The sequence below is a fragment of the Clostridium sp. KNHs214 genome (assembly GCF_000744935.1).
Taxonomy (GTDB): Bacteria; Bacillota; Clostridia; order Clostridiales; family Clostridiaceae; genus Haloimpatiens.
Window position 1 is genome coordinate 440,822 of the sequence record NZ_JQMW01000013.1, and the last position, 20,173, is coordinate 460,994.

Annotated in this window: 15 protein-coding genes; 5 read left to right on the forward strand and 10 right to left on the reverse strand. The window is 29.4% G+C overall.

Translation table 11 applies throughout. From position 1 onward, the window contains the following. Positions 1–25: 25 nt before the first annotated feature. The 4 genes from CC89_RS17535 to gap form a co-directional block, all read right to left on the reverse strand. Positions 26–379 (reverse strand): GNAT family N-acetyltransferase, encoded by a 354-nt coding sequence (locus CC89_RS17535; RefSeq protein WP_081897117.1) that lies wholly within the window; start codon positions 377–379, stop codon positions 26–28. A 208-nt stretch (positions 380–587) separates the two neighbouring features. Next, positions 588–920: a divalent cation tolerance protein CutA gene (gene cutA, locus CC89_RS17540; protein WP_035294378.1), complete on the reverse strand. Its 333-nt coding sequence runs from the start codon at positions 918–920 to the stop codon at positions 588–590. A gap of 578 nt (positions 921–1,498) precedes the next feature. After that, on the reverse strand, positions 1,499–2,356 hold the full coding sequence (locus tag CC89_RS17545) for an AraC family transcriptional regulator (RefSeq protein WP_035294380.1): 858 nt from the start codon (positions 2,354–2,356) through the stop codon (positions 1,499–1,501). A 350-nt stretch (positions 2,357–2,706) separates the two neighbouring features. Beyond that, complete coding sequence (gap, locus tag CC89_RS17550) at positions 2,707–3,759, reverse strand: type I glyceraldehyde-3-phosphate dehydrogenase (protein ID WP_035294382.1); 1,053 nt, start codon at positions 3,757–3,759, stop codon at positions 2,707–2,709. 515 nt (positions 3,760–4,274) lie between these two features. Between gap and CC89_RS17555 the strand changes: the two genes are divergently transcribed. After that, positions 4,275–4,523, forward strand: coding sequence for a hypothetical protein (locus tag CC89_RS17555; RefSeq protein WP_035294384.1), 249 nt, complete (start codon positions 4,275–4,277; stop codon positions 4,521–4,523). A 6-nt stretch (positions 4,524–4,529) separates the two neighbouring features. Here the strand turns inward: CC89_RS17555 and CC89_RS17560 are convergent, their stop codons facing one another. Both CC89_RS17560 and CC89_RS19675 read right to left on the reverse strand, forming a co-directional pair. After that, positions 4,530–5,039, reverse strand: coding sequence for a hypothetical protein (locus tag CC89_RS17560; protein ID WP_035294386.1), 510 nt, complete (start codon positions 5,037–5,039; stop codon positions 4,530–4,532). A gap of 5 nt (positions 5,040–5,044) precedes the next feature. Next, on the reverse strand, positions 5,045–6,025 hold the full coding sequence (locus tag CC89_RS19675; RefSeq protein WP_051931961.1) for a LiaI-LiaF-like domain-containing protein: 981 nt from the start codon (positions 6,023–6,025) through the stop codon (positions 5,045–5,047). A 792-nt stretch (positions 6,026–6,817) separates the two neighbouring features. Here CC89_RS19675 and CC89_RS17570 point away from each other — a divergent pair. Further along, on the forward strand, positions 6,818–7,492 hold the full coding sequence (locus CC89_RS17570) for a response regulator transcription factor (RefSeq protein WP_035294387.1): 675 nt from the start codon (positions 6,818–6,820) through the stop codon (positions 7,490–7,492). Between the two features lie 61 nt (positions 7,493–7,553). Then, entirely contained in the window at positions 7,554–8,855 is a 1,302-nt protein-coding gene (locus CC89_RS17575; RefSeq protein ID WP_035294389.1) for a sensor histidine kinase, read from the forward strand. A 1,198-nt stretch (positions 8,856–10,053) separates the two neighbouring features. On the opposite strand, the gene CC89_RS17580 is transcribed toward CC89_RS17575, so the two are convergent. After that, positions 10,054–10,857, reverse strand: a complete 804-nt coding sequence (locus CC89_RS17580; RefSeq protein ID WP_051931963.1) for a polysaccharide deacetylase family protein — start codon at positions 10,855–10,857, stop codon at positions 10,054–10,056. 834 nt (positions 10,858–11,691) lie between these two features. Here CC89_RS17580 and ispF point away from each other — a divergent pair. Next, entirely contained in the window at positions 11,692–12,159 is a 468-nt protein-coding gene (gene ispF, locus CC89_RS17585) for a 2-C-methyl-D-erythritol 2,4-cyclodiphosphate synthase (RefSeq protein ID WP_035294391.1), read from the forward strand. Positions 12,160–12,385: 226 nt separating this feature from the next. On the opposite strand, the gene CC89_RS17590 is transcribed toward ispF, so the two are convergent. Together CC89_RS17590 and CC89_RS17595 are read right to left on the reverse strand one after the other, a co-directional pair. After that, the gene (locus CC89_RS17590; RefSeq protein ID WP_035294392.1) at positions 12,386–15,205 is read right to left on the reverse strand and encodes a VWA domain-containing protein; all 2,820 of its coding nucleotides are present in this window, start codon (positions 15,203–15,205) and stop codon (positions 12,386–12,388) included. 367 nt (positions 15,206–15,572) lie between these two features. Further along, positions 15,573–15,773 carry a cold-shock protein gene (locus CC89_RS17595; RefSeq protein WP_035294394.1) on the reverse strand — a complete coding sequence of 67 codons (201 nt, stop codon included), beginning with the start codon at positions 15,771–15,773 and terminating at the stop codon, positions 15,573–15,575. A gap of 475 nt (positions 15,774–16,248) precedes the next feature. Between CC89_RS17595 and CC89_RS17600 the strand changes: the two genes are divergently transcribed. Further along, a complete protein-coding gene (locus tag CC89_RS17600) occupies positions 16,249–17,397 on the forward strand; it encodes a double-cubane-cluster-containing anaerobic reductase (protein WP_035294396.1) in 1,149 nt (382 codons plus the stop codon). Positions 17,398–18,532: 1,135 nt separating this feature from the next. Here the strand turns inward: CC89_RS17600 and CC89_RS17605 are convergent. Beyond that, entirely contained in the window at positions 18,533–20,041 is a 1,509-nt protein-coding gene (locus tag CC89_RS17605; RefSeq protein ID WP_035294398.1) for a LysM peptidoglycan-binding domain-containing protein, read from the reverse strand. Between the last annotated feature and the right edge of the window lie 132 nt (positions 20,042–20,173).

The following is a 20,173-nucleotide window of genomic DNA, read 5'->3' on the forward strand; positions in this document are numbered from 1 at the left end:
ATTAGATATTCATGTTCTTTTGGTGCTAGATGTTTTTGTAATCAAATTCTGCTATATACAGCTCTCTAAAACCTAAACTATCATATAATTTCCTGGCATTATTTCCAATAACACACCATAACACTACTTCTTTATATCCGCGATTATATATTTCGTTACATAAATACATCACAAATTTTTTTCCTATACCATACCCTTGCAAATCTGTTCTTATTGATACGCTGCCAATCTCATTTCCTTCTAAATGTCCATGTCCAGCAATTTCATCATTTTCTTCGTATGTAAAACGATTAGCTGCATCTGCATTCCAAGCTTCCCGATTTTTTTCACTTGGCTGTTCAACCATAGAATCTGGAAAATCTCCTACTTTAATACGCATTTCATGAAATGCCTGTGCATACAAAGCATGACTTTGTGGATAGTCTTCATCAATATATAATCCTCACTACAAAATTATCATCTATAAGTCACAATAAATTACAATTGTTTAACACTTTAATTAGTCTAAGTACAAATTTACTATTTATCAAATTGTTTTGCGTCTCTCATATGCCATGATATATAAAAACTGCAAAGCATCTAACTTTTTATTGGAATAATTCATTTACAATTGGAATAATATTTATTAATGGCTCTTCGTAGGGATGAATTTCTCTAATAACCTTCATTGCATTCTTAACATATTCCCTTTTACATCTTATCTCCATCTTGCATTCCATGCCTTCGCACACCTTACCTATTTGACCATTAAATGGATCCGAACCTTCTAAAGGCCTCCAATAGCCTCTGACATTTGTTATTGAAATAACATTATCATAATCTCCAATTTTACATGCATTAATTTTATTGAGCTCATCTCGTAATTTTATTATATATTCTTCAGGAACATATATTTCAATTTTTACTTCCTCAAATTCCATACTATACCCTCACTTTTTCTTTTATTCTTTTACATTTTTATACTGCTAAGTAGTACTTTTTATAAATATAATACCATTATTTCCTATAACTGTACATATTTCAAACATTATTAACACAGTCTAACCTATATAAACCAACTGAAATATTGAGAGAGCCATTTTGAAGAAACTCTAATATAAAATGCAGTAGATAAAAAAATTCTTAACTTATACTCCTCTTAATCATTTCTATTATATTTATCTCTTCCAAATTTGCATAATATTTGGTTCCTTCAACAAATTTCATAGGATTCTTTGAGGATATTTATGTATAGATTAGAATACTTTAATATTGTGGTAGGTATAGATTTATTAATAAGTATTATAGATTGCTAGTAATATACATTTGAGTTTATTGAAATATAAATGACTTCCTATTAATATTAATCTAAAGCAAAAGAGTCTCCGTATGAGACCCTTTTACTTTAAATTAATTGTTATAGCTTAAGGAGGATATGCTCTCCACTAAGCTATAATTCTGTTATCTCAACCCTATAAACTTTAATCTAATGAACTCTTAATTATGCTCTCTTACGTAATTATTTTTTCTTAACAGGAATCCAAATTTCGCTGTAGTAGTTCTCATCTTGATTACCCTTAGGATAATCAGCAGGATCTGTGTACATTTCAATATTGTAACCTGCTGCAATTTCATACTCCTTGCAATTAGGTAGCCATTCTGAGAATATTTTTCTGTTCGTATCTTGCATGGAATTCGCCATTCCGCCCTTACAGGCAAAAACAGCCCACATGTGTTTAGGAATAATCTTTGTAACAAAACCATCAGGTATTTCTATAGCTGGATTATAATTATCTGCAATTAAATATTCAAATTTATCTAAGCCCATGCTCTCATCTATATTTACTCCATACATTCCGCATACAAATTTATCCTTTCCAGCTTCATAATGCTCTCTCCAAAACTGTGGAACTTCTGTAGTTGCACTATCATATTTAAACACCTTTGATACACCCATGACAGTAAATGAATCTTTCTTAACAATTTTGTAATCCATAATATAACCACCTTCCAATGAAAATTTGATTTTCAGCGGAGCAAAGGATTTAATCATTGCTCCATCCTTTCGAACAGCAGTAGGTGTGACACCATGGAATCGAGTAAAAGCTTTTGTAAAACTATCCGGTGATGCATAGCCATATTTCATTGCAATATCAATGATTTTTTCATCAGTGGAAACAAGCTCACTGCCGGCAAGAGTAAGCCTGCGTTGTCTTATATACTCTCCCACTGTAAAACCACAGAGCATTGCAAAACCTTTTTGGAAATAAAAGGGAGATATAAATATTTTTTTTGCAATGTCCTCTATTACGATTTCCTCAGTTATATTCTCCTCAATATAGCTTACAGCTTCACGGATTCCTTCAATCCATCCCATAATCATTACCCCCTGTCTGTACATATATATTATCTTTTTTGATGCGGCTATTCCCGACTTTTTGTGTTATATTTTGTCTTGTATGAAAGATTATTAAATAACCTTTTAAAGTGATCCAATATGGTAAGTAATAGGTAAAAATAAATTAATTCTAACCTATTTAAATTTTCGGTGGAAAAATGGTGGAAGAATGGTGGAAAAACGATATATTTTTATTTTCTTTTCCCTAAAAAAAATCCCCATGCGTATCACGCACAGGGCACACCACAAGGGATGCATCAAGATAACCTCAAATAAAAAAAGTTGCAATTAAAAGTTCTTTCTCTATATTAATTCAATATAGACTAATATTATCCTGCCATTTGTTCATTTTTTGCTTCTGACTTTTTAATTTCATTTGCAACATAGTTTGTTAAATCAACTACTCTTGCTGAATATCCCCATTCATTGTCATACCATGCTGCTACCTTTACCATGTTCTCTCCGATCACCATAGTGGATAGAGCATCTACTATAGTAGATCTGTCATCGCCTTTATAGTCAACTGAAACAAGTGGCTCGTCTGAGAAACCAAGAATTCCTTTTAATTCTTTTTGAGAAGCTTCTTTAAATGCTGCATTTATCTCCTCAGCTGTTGCATTTTTCTTAATTTCACAAACTAAATCTGTAATTGAAACTGTTGGAGTTGGTACTCTCAAAGCAAAACCATTTAATTTACCTTTTAATTGTGGTAAAACTTTTGCTACAGCTTTTGCTGCTCCTGTAGTTGTAGGTATAATAGATTCTGACGCTGCTCTAGCCCGTCTTAAATCTTTATGAGTTTTATCTAATATTCTTTGATCGTTAGTATATGAATGTATAGTTGTCATTAAACCCTTTACAATACCGAACTTTTCATCAAGTATTTTTGCTACTGGTGCTAAGCAGTTAGTTGTACAAGAAGCATTAGATATTATATGGTGTGAATCATTTTCATAAGATTTTTCATTAACTCCCATTACTATAGTTACATCTTCTGCTCCGTCCTTAGCTGGTGCTGTTAATATAACTTTTTTAGCACCCGCTTCTATATGTCCATTAAGTTGTTCTCTTGTTTTAAACTTTCCAGTAGACTCTATAACTATATCTACATCTAACTCTTTCCATGGTAAGTCCTTTGGTTCATTTTCATGTAATATCTTAATTTCTCTTCCGTTTATTATTATTGAATTTTCTTTTACCTCTACGTCTCCATTAAATCTTCCAAAGCATGAATCATATTTAAATAAGTGAGCTAAAGTTTCTGTATTAGCTCTGGCATTTACAGCTACTATTTCTATGTCATTACTTAATTTCTCTTCTGCAATTCTAAGCACTGTTCTTCCTATTCTTCCAAATCCGTTAATACCTACTCTTATTTTCATTTATATGTCCCCCCATACTTTTATATGTAATATACAATATTCCTTTACGCTCTAAATGTTGTATACTTTTAACTAAATGTTATATATTATTTATATTAATTTTCTAATTATTTGTCAATGATTATATTTATATATATATCCTTCTCTAATTGATTTACATGCATCTATATCTTTCTATCTTCTCTTTACTATAAAAATTGTATACTATTTAAAATTAATGTCTATATATCCATCATATATAATCATTAGAGTATCACATTATAGTATTATTAAGTTTCTTTCTTCTTATTTATTGCAAGTAAATCTATATAGTGTTATTATTATTTTTGTGCATTTATCCTGCAAATATCTATGTAATACTCCAGCTCTAGTTTCTTATGAAAATAAGAACCATCGTTAGCTGAGCCTTTAGATATAGATTTTTAAATTTTAATTGAAATAAAAAGCACTATCTAAATATCTAAAACTAAAAACTTTGTTTATATTATGCTATGAAATCGAATTGGAGGTTCATTATGACTATAAGAGAAATGATGAAGTATATTGAAAGCGAATATCAAATAATAAACTCAACTCCTTGTGAAATATGTGGTGGAAATTTCATTGCAGATTCCATTGGATTAAATATAATAAATTCTTTTCCTTTTGATGTTTGCCAATGTGTATGCGAAGATTGTGGACATAAAAAAACATTTAAATTCTCCTCATCTTTTGCTTTTTCAGATGAAGAAAATTTAAATGCATTTAAAAGAGATATGAATTAATAGTTGCTAATTTTTCTTTATTAATATATACACACCAATTACTATTAAAACAGCTGGTAAAAAATACGCACTCACGGCGGATTTTATTAGATAATGTACTTCTGTTCCTTCAAAAGCTTTATTTAATACAGCTATGGTTCCAAATACTATAAGCAGCCATCCTAATATATTAAATTTATTTTTTCTAACTGCTGCTGTGGTTTCATTATTATAGCTTTCATTATTCATATTAAAAGCACTTTCTTTAAATCCTTTGCTGAACACAAACCCATCCTGAATAGGCTCACCCTTATTTATTTTACTTGCAATTTTATAGGTATCACTAAAGGTATATATCCAAAATATAACCTTTACTATACCTGCTAAAGATCCCATCCCTACAAATCTAAATACTGGTTCTATTAATAAAAATATAGCTAATGCTTCAATACCTTTTTCCATTAAACCTAAATACATATACCCAACTCCAGGTATTAATGCACATATAAAGGTCACTAAATCATTCTTTCTCTCCACTTATATCACTCCTCACTCTTAACATTTATTATTCCATTATTTATATCAATCTTTAAAATTCCCTCACCATTTCCTAACACCTTGGATACACCTGAGTTCACTTTCTTTTCATCATTAAATTTACAAACTCCATTATTTATATTCATATCCGTTTTAAAGTTTTTATCCTCTGTTTTTACTGTAACCGTTGCATTAGATGCATCTATCTTTATATTATTACACTTTTTATTTTGTAAATTTACCTTTCCATTAGAAATATCAATCACACTTCTTTTAATATCTCCCTCTAAGTTTATGTCACAGTTTGAGCCATCTATATCAATATCCCCGTTAAAGTCATCGCCTTCAATGTCTAAATTAGTTCCATTTACTTTTACATACATGCCTTCTGGCACATATATGGTTCCTTCCACTTCATTTACAAATGCCTCTGGAAAGTTTACCTTATATCCTTCACTCTCTTTATCAGCATGTATGTCATACTTTTTAATAGACTTATACTTATCTACATACACCTCTAAATCTAAAAGCACTTCCTTTGCCTTAGAATTTTTAATCTTAAGTTTAGAGTTAGGTAAATCAAGCTTTAATTCTTTGCCATAGTCTGCTAAAGATTTATTTACCTTAATTCTTTTATACTTATCTTTATCCATATTAAATCTATTTACATTTATACCTATATCATTTTTAAAATATTCCTTAAATCTTTGACCAATACTTCCACTACCATACCTTATATAATTAAAACCATTTGTAGCTATAAAAAGTATTATTATAGGTATTATTAAATAGTTAAATCCTGCTCTTTTATTGTCTTTGACTTCTTTTCTCCCTACATACAGTACTTCTAATCCTAATAGTATGAATAATAGCGGCCACCATTTAAATATCTGCATGGCTAGGTCATAGTTCACATTACTTATAGCTAGCCATACACCATAAAATATAAGTGCTAGTGCAATAGTTAGTGTCCCTGTCCTTCTCATTAATTCTTACCTCCACTTTAAATATTTATCAGAACAATTTTATATTAATATCTATTAATATTAATATGCTAAATTCTGAAGCTTATTATTTTTAACGTGCATTTCATATTATTATTCTATATTATTAACTTTTTTCCTCTAAAATGAATAATTATAAATAAATGTGTCAATACTACCTATGAAGTCAAAATTTAAACCAAATGCCCCCATTATATTTTAAGGATAATTAGCCCCCACTAATTATCCTTTTTTTATTGTCTATAACTAAAACCACCCGCTATATTAGTATGTTCAGGAAAACTTAAGCGTTATAAAAAAATACTCCTAATTTAGGCACATTCAAATAAATAATAAGTAAGTATGCTGGTATATTTGACTTGTTATTTATTTTCATATACCTTATAAAATACATATACTTTCATCATGCAATCTAAAATCAAAGGAAATATTGTCCAAAATGAGCAATACTAGTTTAACACATATTAAGCGGAGATGTAAATATCATATGGCATTTAACATAGTTATAATACTCTAATTATTACACTAATTGAGTATACAATAAAACTTTTATTGATAAATACTAATATAAATACTAAAATTATAAGTAACAAAGATTAATAAACGTCTTCTTAGCTTCAGCTAACTTTTACTTAAAAAGAATATCGTACAATATACCTGAAACTTAGAAGAACTTTTATCAAAAGTCGTGTCTGCTCTTATCCTCCAGCTTATATAAAATGGTATGTTAGAGCTACTAGACATGGTTCAAATTAATAGCAAGGAGATTTTTTTATGGATAATAAAATTCTTATAATAGAAGATGAAAAAAAGTTATCAGATATAATGGGACTATATCTTCAAAAGGAAGGTTATTCAGTAGATTTTGCTTATGATGGACATGAGGGAGAAATAAAAATTCAAGAGGGAAACTACAATTTAATAATATTAGATATAATGATGCCAAAAAAAGATGGGTGGTCTCTACTGAGAAAAGCTAAAGGCAAAGAAAATCCTCCTTCAGTTATATTAACTACTGCCAGAGGGGAAGAAGAAGATAGAATATTTGGCTTTGAGCTAGGAGCTGATGACTACATGGTAAAACCGCTAAGTATGCGAGAACTTGTACTTAGAGTAAATCTTAGAATAAAATCTCCTAAGAACTATTCATCAAACTTATCCACAATAACTTTAGATAATTTACTAGTAGAGGTAGAAAATAGAACTGTATATCAAAATAATGAAGTAATAACTTTAACACCTAAGGAATTTGATCTTCTCTTATTTTTAATAAATAATCCAAATCAAGTATTTAAAAGAGAACAACTTTTAGATAAAGTATGGGGATATGATTTTATGGGTGATACAAGAACTGTAGATACACACGTTAAAAAATTAAGAGAAAAATTAATATTTTGTGATGAAAAATTAAAAACCGTTTGGGGTGTAGGTTATAAATTAGATTTATAGTTTATAATCATATTTTATGAAAGGAGAATATATAGAAATATTTTAGTTTCTATTATGAAAAATGAAAAATAGTAAAATAACTAAAAAATTAATAAAATATTTTTTGTTTACTATAACCTTAGTAATATTTATATGCTTTTTGATCAGTAGCTCTTTTATATCAAAACTCTATAGAAAACAACAATACAAAAGCTTAAAGGCCAGCGGAGAAGAAATATATGAAAGTTTAAAAAACAATACTCCTATTGAAGAGCTTCAAAATAATGCTGTTCTAATTACTAACTCTTCAATTGTTCCCCTTACTAAATCTAAAATGGGTGTAGTAAATATGATTAAATCCATAGATATTAAAACTCTCCATGAGGAAGGCATACTTAATACCAAAAATGGTGAATCTTTTTTAATGTATAAATTAGAAACACCCCTAGGCCATATAATAACATTTCAAAACGCTGCACCTTATGCAGAATTTTTAAAAATAATATATATAGTACTTATTTCAGTATTTATTATAGCTATTATAATTTCCATACCAATTTTTTATTTCTTGGGAAGAAAATTCACAGAACCCATACTGCAATTGAAAAATACCTCTAATGAAATTTCAAAAGGTAATTTTGAAATAATGGAAACCATAAATACTGGTGATGAAATAGAAGACTTATATTCTAGTATTAGTAATATGTCTAATAGCCTAAAAGAAAAGCACTCCTTTCAAAAAAAGTTTATAGCAAATATTTCACATGATTTTAGAACGCCTCTGAGCATAATAAGAAATTATAGTGAGGCTATTTCTGACGGAATACTCTCAGAAGATGAAACTGCCATCTATTCAAAAGAAATCATAAATGAAGTAGATAAATTAAATGCTATGGTAATAGATTTATTAGAAATATCTAAGCTCCAAGAAGGCAAACTTAAATTAACCTTAAATAAAATAGATATTAGCATTTTCTTAAAACAATGCATAGAAAGTTTTGCAGCTATAAGTAAAGAAAAAAACATAAACCTTATTTTAACTTCTTATCCTATAGAAGTATTAATGGATGAAAAATATATGTATCGAGTAATGTATAATTTTATAAACAACGCCATTAAGTTTTCAAATAAAAATTCAGTAATAGAAATTTCTTCTGTAAAAATAATCGAAGGTGTTAAAGTTTCCGTAAAGGATCATGGCATTGGCATACCTCAAAATATAATAAATGATATTTGGTATAGATATTATAAAGATTCTAAAAGCGGCGGCATAGGCTTAGGACTACCCATATGCAAAGAAATACTAGATCATCATAACTTTAAGTATGGTGTTGAAAGTAAAGAAAATGAAGGCACTAACTTTTATTTCATAATCCCTAACTAGAATATATTGTGAAGCAAGTGCCATAAGAAAAATCTGTCTTTAAGTCCACAATAAATATATTTTATTAGACTGTTCGCAATACGCCAAGGAATTCTAATGTTTTCAAATTTCAATCCCCTAAAGCTTTCAAACTCGCTTCTAACGGCGCTCAAACATGAAAGCTTCTTAACGGATATTGAAATTTGAAAACAAAGAATTTCTAAAGCTAGCTCAATAGTCTAAAAAAATATATTTATTGTTACCTTAAAGACAGATTTTTCGGTTCATACGTACATTACTTATGGGGGGAGAAAGCCTACTAAAGGAAGATTTTCCTCCACTATGTTACGGAAAATCTTTAATTAAATAAATGGAATAGCAAAAAAAGCTATAACAATTTCATTAAATAGAATAGTTATAGCTTTTCTTTAAGGGCTTAACAATCTTTTATTGGCGATAGCCCAATGTCATCAATTTAATATTCAATAATATGGATAATTAATTATGACATTAATAATTTATAAATGTAAAGCTAGTTATTTGTATTTTTTTGCACAAGAAATAGACACTACAAATCTGAAAAGATTTTTATAGTGTCAACATCAAAAATATAGTCCTGATTTTAGGATTTATAAGCTACGTTTTTTATTTTTTTCTATACTTTCCTCTTGTAATTATTTTGACACGTACATTTTGTCTATCAGGTCGTATTGGAATACTGCTTTTAGCAACTTGTTTCATGATGTCCTTATAAATTTTATCCAATATTTTATTTTAATAATTGTTTATTGGCTAGTAACTAGGATTGAAAAGTAACCGAATGGCTACGCCTAAAAAATATTCTGAGTGCTTTCTTTTTTATAAATTAAAGATTTTCCGTAACGTAGTGGAGGAAAATCATCCTTTAGTTAGCTGTATTTCCCCATAGATAGCTTATGCATGAACCGAAAAATCACACTTTAAGGGAGTGAAAAAATTGGAATTGGGGACTATGGAACTAGCTTTAGAACTTCTTATGTTTGCAGATTTCAATTCCCGTTAAGAAACCTTCTTGTTTGAGGGACGCAAGGAGCGAGTTAAGGTTTTAGGGAATTGAAATCTGCAAACATGTAGAAGTTCTTAGCGTATTGTGATTAGTCCCAAATTACAATTATTTCACGGACTTAAAGTGTGATTTTTCTTACGGCACTTGCTTCACAATATTCTTATCTTATGAATTTTAATATATCATTCTCTTAAAAATATTCATACTAGTAAAACCTGGGACACAAATCCTTCTGACTTTAAAACTTTCATTATCTATATTACAATAACCCATATGGGTAGTAACAGCCATTTCATATCCACACTTTTTAGCTATCTTTATTGTATCATTATTATATCTTCCATAAGGATAAGTTAAAAATTTTACATTACTATTAATAAGTTTTTCTATCTTTGCCTTAGATAAACTTAAATCCTGCAATTGTTCATCGTAAGATAGCTTGTCTAGCTTTCTATGTTTAGATGTATGAGATTGAATATCTATTCCATTTTCCCGCATCTCTCTAAGTTCCTTCAAACTAGAATAAATTGTACTACTACCTTCAGTTATATAATCAGCCACAACAAATATAGTAGCCTTTAAATCTAATTCCTTTAATATAGGGTATGCATTAGTGTAATTGTCCTTATAACCATCATCAAAAGTTATAACTACTGCCTTATCTGGAAACTGTTTATCTTTAGAAATATAATAGTACACTTGATCCAATGTTAAAGTTTCATAACCATTATCTTTTATGTATTGCATTTGTTTTCTAAATTTATTCTTGTCTACTTTAAAAAATCCATTTTTATTATCAGATATTGAATGATACATTAATATAGGTATTGAATACTTACAAGCTTCATCCCCCTTTCTTCTACTTGTCTTACCTATTATTTTTAAAAAAGGTTCCGCGATTCTTCCGTTTAAAAATAGAATAAACAGTAAAATGACTACTGTTGTTTTAAATACAAAACTTTTATTTTTAAATTTCATAATATTTACTCCTAGTATTTATGTATTTATTTTTAGACAAGCATATAATATATTATAACATATTAAATTACACTTAAAGATTTAAAACTAATGACTTTATTTATATCCCATAGCTGTCTCGCATCTTTTATCAAAGTAGAAATTAACGGCAGCTACGCTCCTTGATTACAATTTCTAACTTTCTTTATCCACAGTTCTAAACTATATATATGTTGATAAATTGTTATTAATTACTCTTCATTTAAATACATAAAATTAATATAAAGGCTTAAATTCATAAAGTTATTAACATTATCCACATTTGTCTTGTGGATAAGTTGTTAATTTCATGTTAATAAATTAAAACCTTTATATTATCTACTTACAACTTACTCTACATTACATTTAATTATATGTAAATTTCAATAAAAATTAGTTGAAATTTTCTTAATATTTCAATAATTATGTGCTATAATATATAAAAGGGGTATTTATCTATGAAAGGTTGGGTTGCTTATGCAAAACAATAATGTTATCTTTGTAAATTTTAAGAATAAGAATCGTTATAAAAGAAAAAAACGCATACTTTTCTTTTTTAGAAATTTAAAAAAACATTTCGATAAGTTGTTCAATAAAAAAGGTGATTATACTTACCCTAAAAAAATAACAAATATAAATTAACAGCTAATCTCCTTTTTTCAAATTAACACTTGCTCCCTGTTAAGGGAGTTTATATTTTTTTGCATATATCTATACAACTCTTGTTTACATTATTATTTATGCTAAAATATAATAGTTAAATATTACTTTTTTCCAAGAGAGGAGGAAAAGGGACTTCTTCCCTTTTATATAATTATGAGAATAGGTATAGGTTATGATGTGCATAAACTAGTTGAAAATAGAAAACTTATATTGGGGGGGGTGGAAATTCCTCACGAAAAAGGTTTACTAGGTCACTCTGACGCAGATGTACTACTTCACGCCATAATGGATAGTTTGCTTGGTGCTGCTGCACTAGGTGATATAGGAAAACATTTTCCAGATACTGATAAATCTTTTAAAGATATATCAAGTATATTATTGCTACAAAAAGTTGGTGAACTTATAAAACATAAAGGATACACCATATTAAATATAGATGCTACTATAATAGCTCAGAAGCCTAAAATGGCTCCTCATATAGAATCTATGAGAATAAATATCTCCAATGCTCTAGAAATATCCATAGATCAAATAAATGTAAAAGCTACCACAGAAGAGGGCCTTGGGTTCACTGGACGCCAAGAAGGCATATCATCACAGAGCATATGTTTAATACAGTAAATGAGAAAAGTGTTAACCAGTATTTGTAACCTTTTGTCAGTTTAAAATTAAGAATGGATAGTTTGTAACCTATAGGCTATTAACTATCCATTCTCAATTCTTAACATTCTTAAGCGCATTCAAATAAATAACAAGTCAGTATTCTAGTCTATTTTGCGTCATACTTTATCAGCAGAACCTGCCGATTGTTTATTCTTTATTTCTTTAATCTTCACTAAAAATCCCACTATAATTTATACTTATTTTTTTTAATTTTTAAAAGTTCTGATGTATTTAACGACTCCTTTTCTTCAATGTCTTCCTTTGATAATCTATTATTTTCTTTCTCTGTAGAAGTATTATTTTTATCTATTAATATTTCTTTAGTTTCTTCAATAGAATCTTCTCCTAGCTTTTCTTCCTTAGTTTTTTCACTGAATCTTTCTTTTACCCTTTCTCCATTGTTTTTTTCTTGAGCTATTTTTTTATTAAGTTTTAAGAATAAACTTACACAAGATAAAATGTCATTAACTTTATTTTCTAATTTTTCATAAGGAAATTCTAATTTTCTTATGGCTATATCTAATACAAATAGTATTATGGCTAAGGCAATAAAAAAATTTGAAAGTTCCCTCTTTGTATATATATCATCTAATTTACCTTGAAAAACTTCTTTAGGACTTTTTATATATCTTCCTTCTGCCTCTTTAACCAGCTCCTCTAAAGAACTTTTTTCCTCATCAATTCTGTATTCTGGAGAATAATCTATACTCATTCCTCCCATTGATGAATTTACTATTTGCCCATTCTTTATATCTTTAACTTTTACAATGTATACACCCTTTTCATCCACTGTAAATTCACCAGAAAATTTATTTATTTCTTTTGGATATAATTTTACTTTTTTATTTTTCATAGATGGTGTTATTATTTGAGCTTCAACCACAGAAGATGAATTTAGGTTTTCTCCCTGAACTTCTATAATACCCTTCTGCCCGTCTACATTAGTGCTTAGCTGTAAAAACTCACTGTTATAATTTTCTATACTCCAATTCACTAAGTTCTGCCAAAGCTTTAAGTTTTTATCCCATGAAATATACTCTTTACTCCATTTTCCATTCATATCTGAATTCCAAGCTACAGTCTTACCTAGTCCATATTGCCATATTGTAAGTATGGGGTCATCCTCAGGTGTCTTAAGTACTACTTTGGAAGCTTTTTTAGGTGTGGCTCCTATATACCCTAAAAGATCTGGAAGACCATTCTCGTATACTCCTGAAATTACAGTATGAGGAAATTGAACTACAGGAGTAAATTTCTTATTATTCAAATAGTTCCTAGCAGCCATAAAGGTTTCTTTTGCAAATATTCTTGGTATACTGCCTGAATTATCTGTATAATAAAATCTTCCTTTTGCACCTTTTGCTATACTTTCTAGTAATATTCTATCAGAATCTGAACCTACAGCTACTGTAGATACAGTTATATTTTTATTTTTAAAATCTCCTATTAAAGTATCATATCCTTCTCTCTCAGCTTGACCATCAGTTAACAAAATCATATGTTTTATTTCAGCCTTACTGTGTTTTAATGAATTGTATCCCTCATATAACGCTGGTAATATACTAGTTCCCCCACCAGACCTTATAGTTCCTATAGATTCTCTTATGGCCTTTCTATCCTTTACATTTTGCCTTTTAACCACCCAGTATTGTGCGTCATCAAAGGCAACTACTCCAATTTCATCTTTGTCCCTTAAAAATTCCGAAGTTCTAGCCGCAGCTTCCTTAGCAAGTTCCATTTTTTCCCCACTCATGCTGCCAGATCTGTCTATTACAAGTATCATAGCTATGGAGGGTATTTCCTTTTTTCCCCTCATATCCATATATACCGGTAAAACATCCTCTAGTGGAGTTTTAGCATATCCACCTAGAGCAAAGGAATTATCCCCTCCTACTGCTATAACACCGCCACCTAAATCCCTTACATATGTGTTCAATGAACTTAAAAAACCACTGCTTAAATTTTCAGAGGATACATTGCAAGTTATTACACTTTTATATCTAGAAAGAGTTTTTATATCCGAAGGTTCTGCTCCTGCTTTTACCAATTTAAAATCCACATTAGATGCTTTTAATATATTAATCATTTCCCCCGAATCTTTTTTATCATCTTCAATTACTAAAACTTTAGCCTTATCCCTTATATTAGTGAAAGCCGCTGCTTCATTATTTCTTAACTCCTGATCACCTTCTGGCTCTATGACTACTTTATAAGTTTTAAAGCCTCCTTCCTCAGCTTTATCCTTAAAAATAAATCTATTGTCACCTTTGGTTATCTTAACTGTAGATTCACCTTTTTTAGCATTATCACTAAAGAAATTAACTTGGCAATTGGTATTTATATTACTTTTTATATTAACTACAACATTAAATTCTTCTCCAACTCTAACGCTTTCTGGCACTTCAACCTTATGTATTGCCACATCCTTTTTTTCATCATTTCCTATTTTATAAACCTTAAAATCCACCTTTTGCTCTTTTAATGTAGATATTAATTTAGAGCTTTTACCTTGATTTTCTTTTCCATCGGTTATAAGAACAATTCTTTTTTTATTTCCTTCTCCAATATTTAAAAGAGCATTTACTACAGCATTTTCTATATTAGTATAACTTTTTATTGGCTCCGTTTGAATTCCTGAAAAAATAGTTTTTTTAGAAACGAAATTTTCTATAATAGCATTTTGTCCAAAAGTCATTATACCTATTAAATCATCTCTATCTTTATTTTCTATGGACTCTTTTATGAAATCCTCTATTTTTTCTTTGTTATTGCTAGTACTATCTGAAGAATCAACTAAAAATATAGTACTTGTATCTTTAGCCTTCCACACTAAGCTTAATCCACTCAAAGAAAAAACTAGAACTATAATAAGCAAACTTCTAACTAAAAACAATAGTTTCTTTTTCATTCCATTCATTTCTAATTTTCTACCTGTATACCAAAAAAATATCAATAGCACAGGCAATAAAACTAATATAAACTGTTTTTCAAAATGAAATTTCAAACTTAGCCCCCCTTTTTTTCTCTAGTCTTTATATCTATTTTGGCAGAAAAACATTTTTTTGTAAAGAATAATAAATCTTTAATGAATATTTCATATAATAAAATATATTTAAATATCCAGTAGGAGGAAAATAATTATTTTTCTTATGATTCCACTTTACGGTAAACACCCTTGTCTTACAGTAACAAGCTAGCACAACTATCCTATAACTCTATAGGATTCACTCACAAGTAAGTAACTGTACTTTAGCGTATAATAAATAAAGCCACCTGAATATCAGGTGACTTTATTTATAGACAAATATAAAAAGCGATATGATTAAAATCATATCGCCTTATATATCAACTTATCGTTAATTTGCTATCTACTATAGTTTAACTACGTTAGAAGCTTGAGGTCCTTTTTGTCCTTCAACTACTTCGAATTCAACTTCTTGACCTTCTTCTAAAGATTTGAATCCGTCTCCTTGGATAGCTGAGAAATGTACAAATACGTCATTTTCTCCTTCTACAGATAAAAATCCGAATCCTTTTTCTTTGTTAAACCATTTTACTGTACCTTTTTTCATTTTAAATTCCTCCATATTCCTTAAATAAATTAAATAATTTTATAGATAAAGGGTGTTTCACATATAACCTTAATACTGAATTAATGCCATATGGAGAAACTGAGTCAATTTAATATTATAGAAAACATATCCATTAAATACTAAATAGGAACTAATTTCTTAATCTTCATCTATAAATTTGTTCTTATTAATTCTACACCTTTAGAAAAGAAATTTCAAGTAAAAAAATAAAATTCTTAGTTTTTTTAATTTATTTAGTCTTTCTTTCTTTATTTCTATGAAATAATATCATTTTTTTCATTTAGGTACATGAAAAGAAATAGCAAATAAATAAAATTTTTATTAGCGTTATACACTTTTGAAAACAATATTTAAAAAAGCAATATATTTTATTACATTTATAGATTTTGTATATATTGATAACTTAAATTCAAAAAATCAAATACAATTATTAAAGAAAGGAGTGTACATATATATGAACGATTTACCTGAAATGTTTAATGAATTTAGCGAAGCAAGAAGAGAAGGGTTTATAAAGATTAAGAACTTGAAAGAAGAAGGCAAAAAAATAGTAGGCACCTTTTGTGCTTTTACTCCTTGTGAAATTATGATGGCTGCAGATGCCATTCCTATTTCTCTTTGTGGAATGAGTGAAGAACCTGTTTCTGATGCAGAAAGAGATTTACCTAGGAATTTATGTCCTTTAATAAAATCTAGTTATGGTTTTGCCATAACACAAAAATGTCCTTACTTTTATTTTTCGGATATCATAGTTGGCGAAACTACTTGCGATGGCAAAAAGAAAATGTATGAATACTTAAGTAAAATAAAGCCTATGCACGTAATGCAGCTTCCTCAAACTTTAGATCATGAAAGATCTATGGAGCTTTGGCGTGGAGAAATGGTAGCCCTAAAAAAGGCCTTAGAAAATCAATTTAATTTAGAAATTCCTGAGGAAAGAATTAAAGAAAGTATAAAACTAAAAAATGAAGAAAGAAAAATTCTACGAGAGTTCTACGAATTAGGAAAACTTTGTCCACCACCTATGACTGGACTTGAAATGCTACAAGTGCTATATGGAACAGATTTTAGCACGGACAAACATAAGCAAAACAATGACATAAAAGCTTTAATAGAAGAAATTAAAAATAAATACAATAAGGGAGACAGAAAAGTATCAGAGAAAGCTCCTAGAATACTTATAACAGGATGTCCTATGGGTGGAGCTACAGAAAAAATAATAAAAATAATTGAAGAAAGTGGCGGAGTTGTGGTTTGCTTTGAAAACTGCAGTGGCATAAAATCAAAATACTCTCTTGTAGATGAGGAAAAAGATGTATATGATGCTTTAGCAGAAAGATATCTAAATATAGGTTGTTCCTGCATAGCCCCTAATGACAACAGAATAGATTTGCTTTCTAATTTAATAGATGAGTATAAAATAGATGGGGTGGTAGACATGATTTTACAGGCATGTCATACTTACAACGTAGAAACTAAGCGTATAAAAGATTTTGTAACAAAAGAAAAAGACATCCCTTATACAAATATAGAAACAGATTATTCTCAATCTGATATCGGACAACTTAAAACCAGGATATCAGCATTTATTGAAATGCTTTAACAATACTAAAAAAATATATTGTGAAGTAAGTGTCATAAGAAAAATCTGTCTTTAAGTTCACAATAAATATATTTTTTAGACTGCTCGCAATACGCCAAGAAATTCTAATGTTTTCAAATTCCAATACCCTAAAGCTTTCAAACTCGCTTCTTACGGCGCTCAAACATGAAAGCTTCTTAACGAGTATTAAAATTTGAAAACAAAGAATTTCTAAGGCTAGCTCAATAGTCTAAGAAAATATATTTATTGTTACCTTAAAGACAGATTTTTCAGTTCATGCATACATTGTTTCTGAGGGAGACGGCCTACTAAATGATGATTTTCCTCCGCTGCGCTACTGAAAATCTTTAATTTATAAATGAGAAAGCGCTCATAATATTTTTTTAGGCGGAGCCTTTCGTTTAGTCCTTAGTCATCAAATGTTTTTTAGTACTAGGTTCTAGTTTCTAGATGTTAGAATTTGTTGTTATAATACATATTTATGTTTCTTAACCTATATGCGGATCATTCATTATAAATCAACAGGCTCACGCCAAAAAAACTTTTAAGAGTTAAACTTCTGACTGATAAATAATTGCTTGTCAAAATAAAACACTAAATAAGGCCTAATATATTTTGCCGTGAGGCATTGATTTATATAAATCTTAAATTTGTAGGGTAGACCAGGTAAGAGCTCTTACTTCTTATCTATTACCTATTACTTATCTACAAGTTCTTATTTATCCAACAATTAAAGTTATATATTCTTATATATAAATCCTAATCATGCCTACGTATTTAGGCTGGCTGCCGCTAATTAAAGATTTTCCACAACGTAGTGGAGGAAAATCATCCTTATAGTTAGCTGTATTCCTCCATAGATAGCTTATGCATGAACCGAAAAATCACACTTTAAGGGAGTGAAACAATTGGAATTGGGGACTATGGAACTAGCTTTAGAACTTTATGTTTGCAGATTTCAATTCCCGTTAAGAAACCTTGTTGTTTGAGGGACGCAAGGAGCGAGTTAAGGTTTTAGGGTATTGAAATCTGCAAACATGTAGAAGTTCTTAGCGTATTGTGATTAGTACCCAATTCCAATTGTTTCACGGACTTAAAGTGTGATTTTTCTTACGGTACTTACTTCACAATATTCTTAGCTTCCAAATCTAACTACTACTTGATTTTTTAGCATGTTCCAAATTTCTTTGTCTTCCATACCTAATCTCCAAAGGGCGATACCCTTAATACCCATTTCATAAGCCTTATCTATTTTAGCCTTGATACTCCTAGTATCTTCAAACCATACTTCGTGATTTTGTCCATTCTCGTCTGTATAGGCGAAAGTTGGAGTTTGAGTTCTTTCATCAAATACTATGTCCTTATTGTATTTTTTAGCTAAATTTACTGCCATATCATAAGTAACATAAGTATTTCTTCCTGTAGTTAAGTTAAAATCAAATCCAAATACAGAAACTGCTGCAGCTATATTTTCTCTAGGCATTTTGGTTATAGTGTATCCTATTACCCTTTCCATCCATCCTATAGAAACTACTGGTCCTGGACCGCTTCCTGGCCATCCGTGTTCATTATAAAGCATTATAACTGCTTCATCCAAAGCTTTCCCTATTCTTCCATAGTTAAAAGGATCTGAAAAAGGATTAAAGGGTTCATCACTTACTCTAGCAGGAAGCGCTGCAGACACATAAAATCCCGCTGCTTTAAGCCTTCTATAAAGCTCCTCATAAAATAATGATAACTTATCACTATCCTTTAAATACACATCTTCTATATCAATATTAACCCCATCAAAATTATACTTTCTTAATAATGCTAATATATTTTCTATAAAGGCCCTTCTTGTTTCAGGTGTTGAAACCATTCTACTAACTAGTTCCTTAGCTAAATTAGTTTCTCCATCTTTGTATAATAAATTATGGACTGTAGCCAATGCCTTAACGTTGCTTTTATGAGCTATTAATACTATATTATTTACATACTCATCTGTAAAATCTCCAAACTTCTCTATCTTAGTAGCGTCTGTAGGATTTATCCTAAACAAAAATAGCCCCAGTTCAGGAATACTATTTTTATTATCCACAAAGGATTGATAGGAGCTTGGAAGTGCTGGCCCCTCTTCTCTAGTGTAATAGCCTAGTATAGTGCTTATAGGCTTTTCTACCCAATATACATTAAAATTTACTTGCCCTTTAAGTATCCATCCAAGCTCATCATTATGAATTTTTACTCTGTACCAATTATCTCTAGACTCTACCATAGACATTTTAGAACTTACCGCCATCTTTTGTAATTCTCTATATGAGGCACCTGGCCCTGTTCTTATACTTGCGTTGTCTACTTTTACTACTACCTCACTATAAAAAGGTATCTTCAATGATTGGCCAATATAAAGATTTACACTTTTTAAATTATTTAATTTTACAATACTCTCCACAGTAGTATTTAAAGTCCTAGCTATGGTATATAAAGAATCTCCTGGTTGAACAATATAAAAACTAGCAGGTATATAAATTTTTTGCCCAACATATATTAAATTACTTTGTAAATTGTTGTACTCCCTTATTCTACTCGGAGTAATATTAAATTTTATAGCTATGGAATAAAGGCTATCCCTAGTTTTAACATAATAAATAACTGGCAGCATGTTATCCTTCCTAAAAAAATTATTACTCCTTACTATACTATGCTTTTATTGCAAAATAAGTTATGTTACGAAGAAAAACAATATTATTTTATTAAAAATTTATGATGATAAATTACTGTCAGTATATAAATC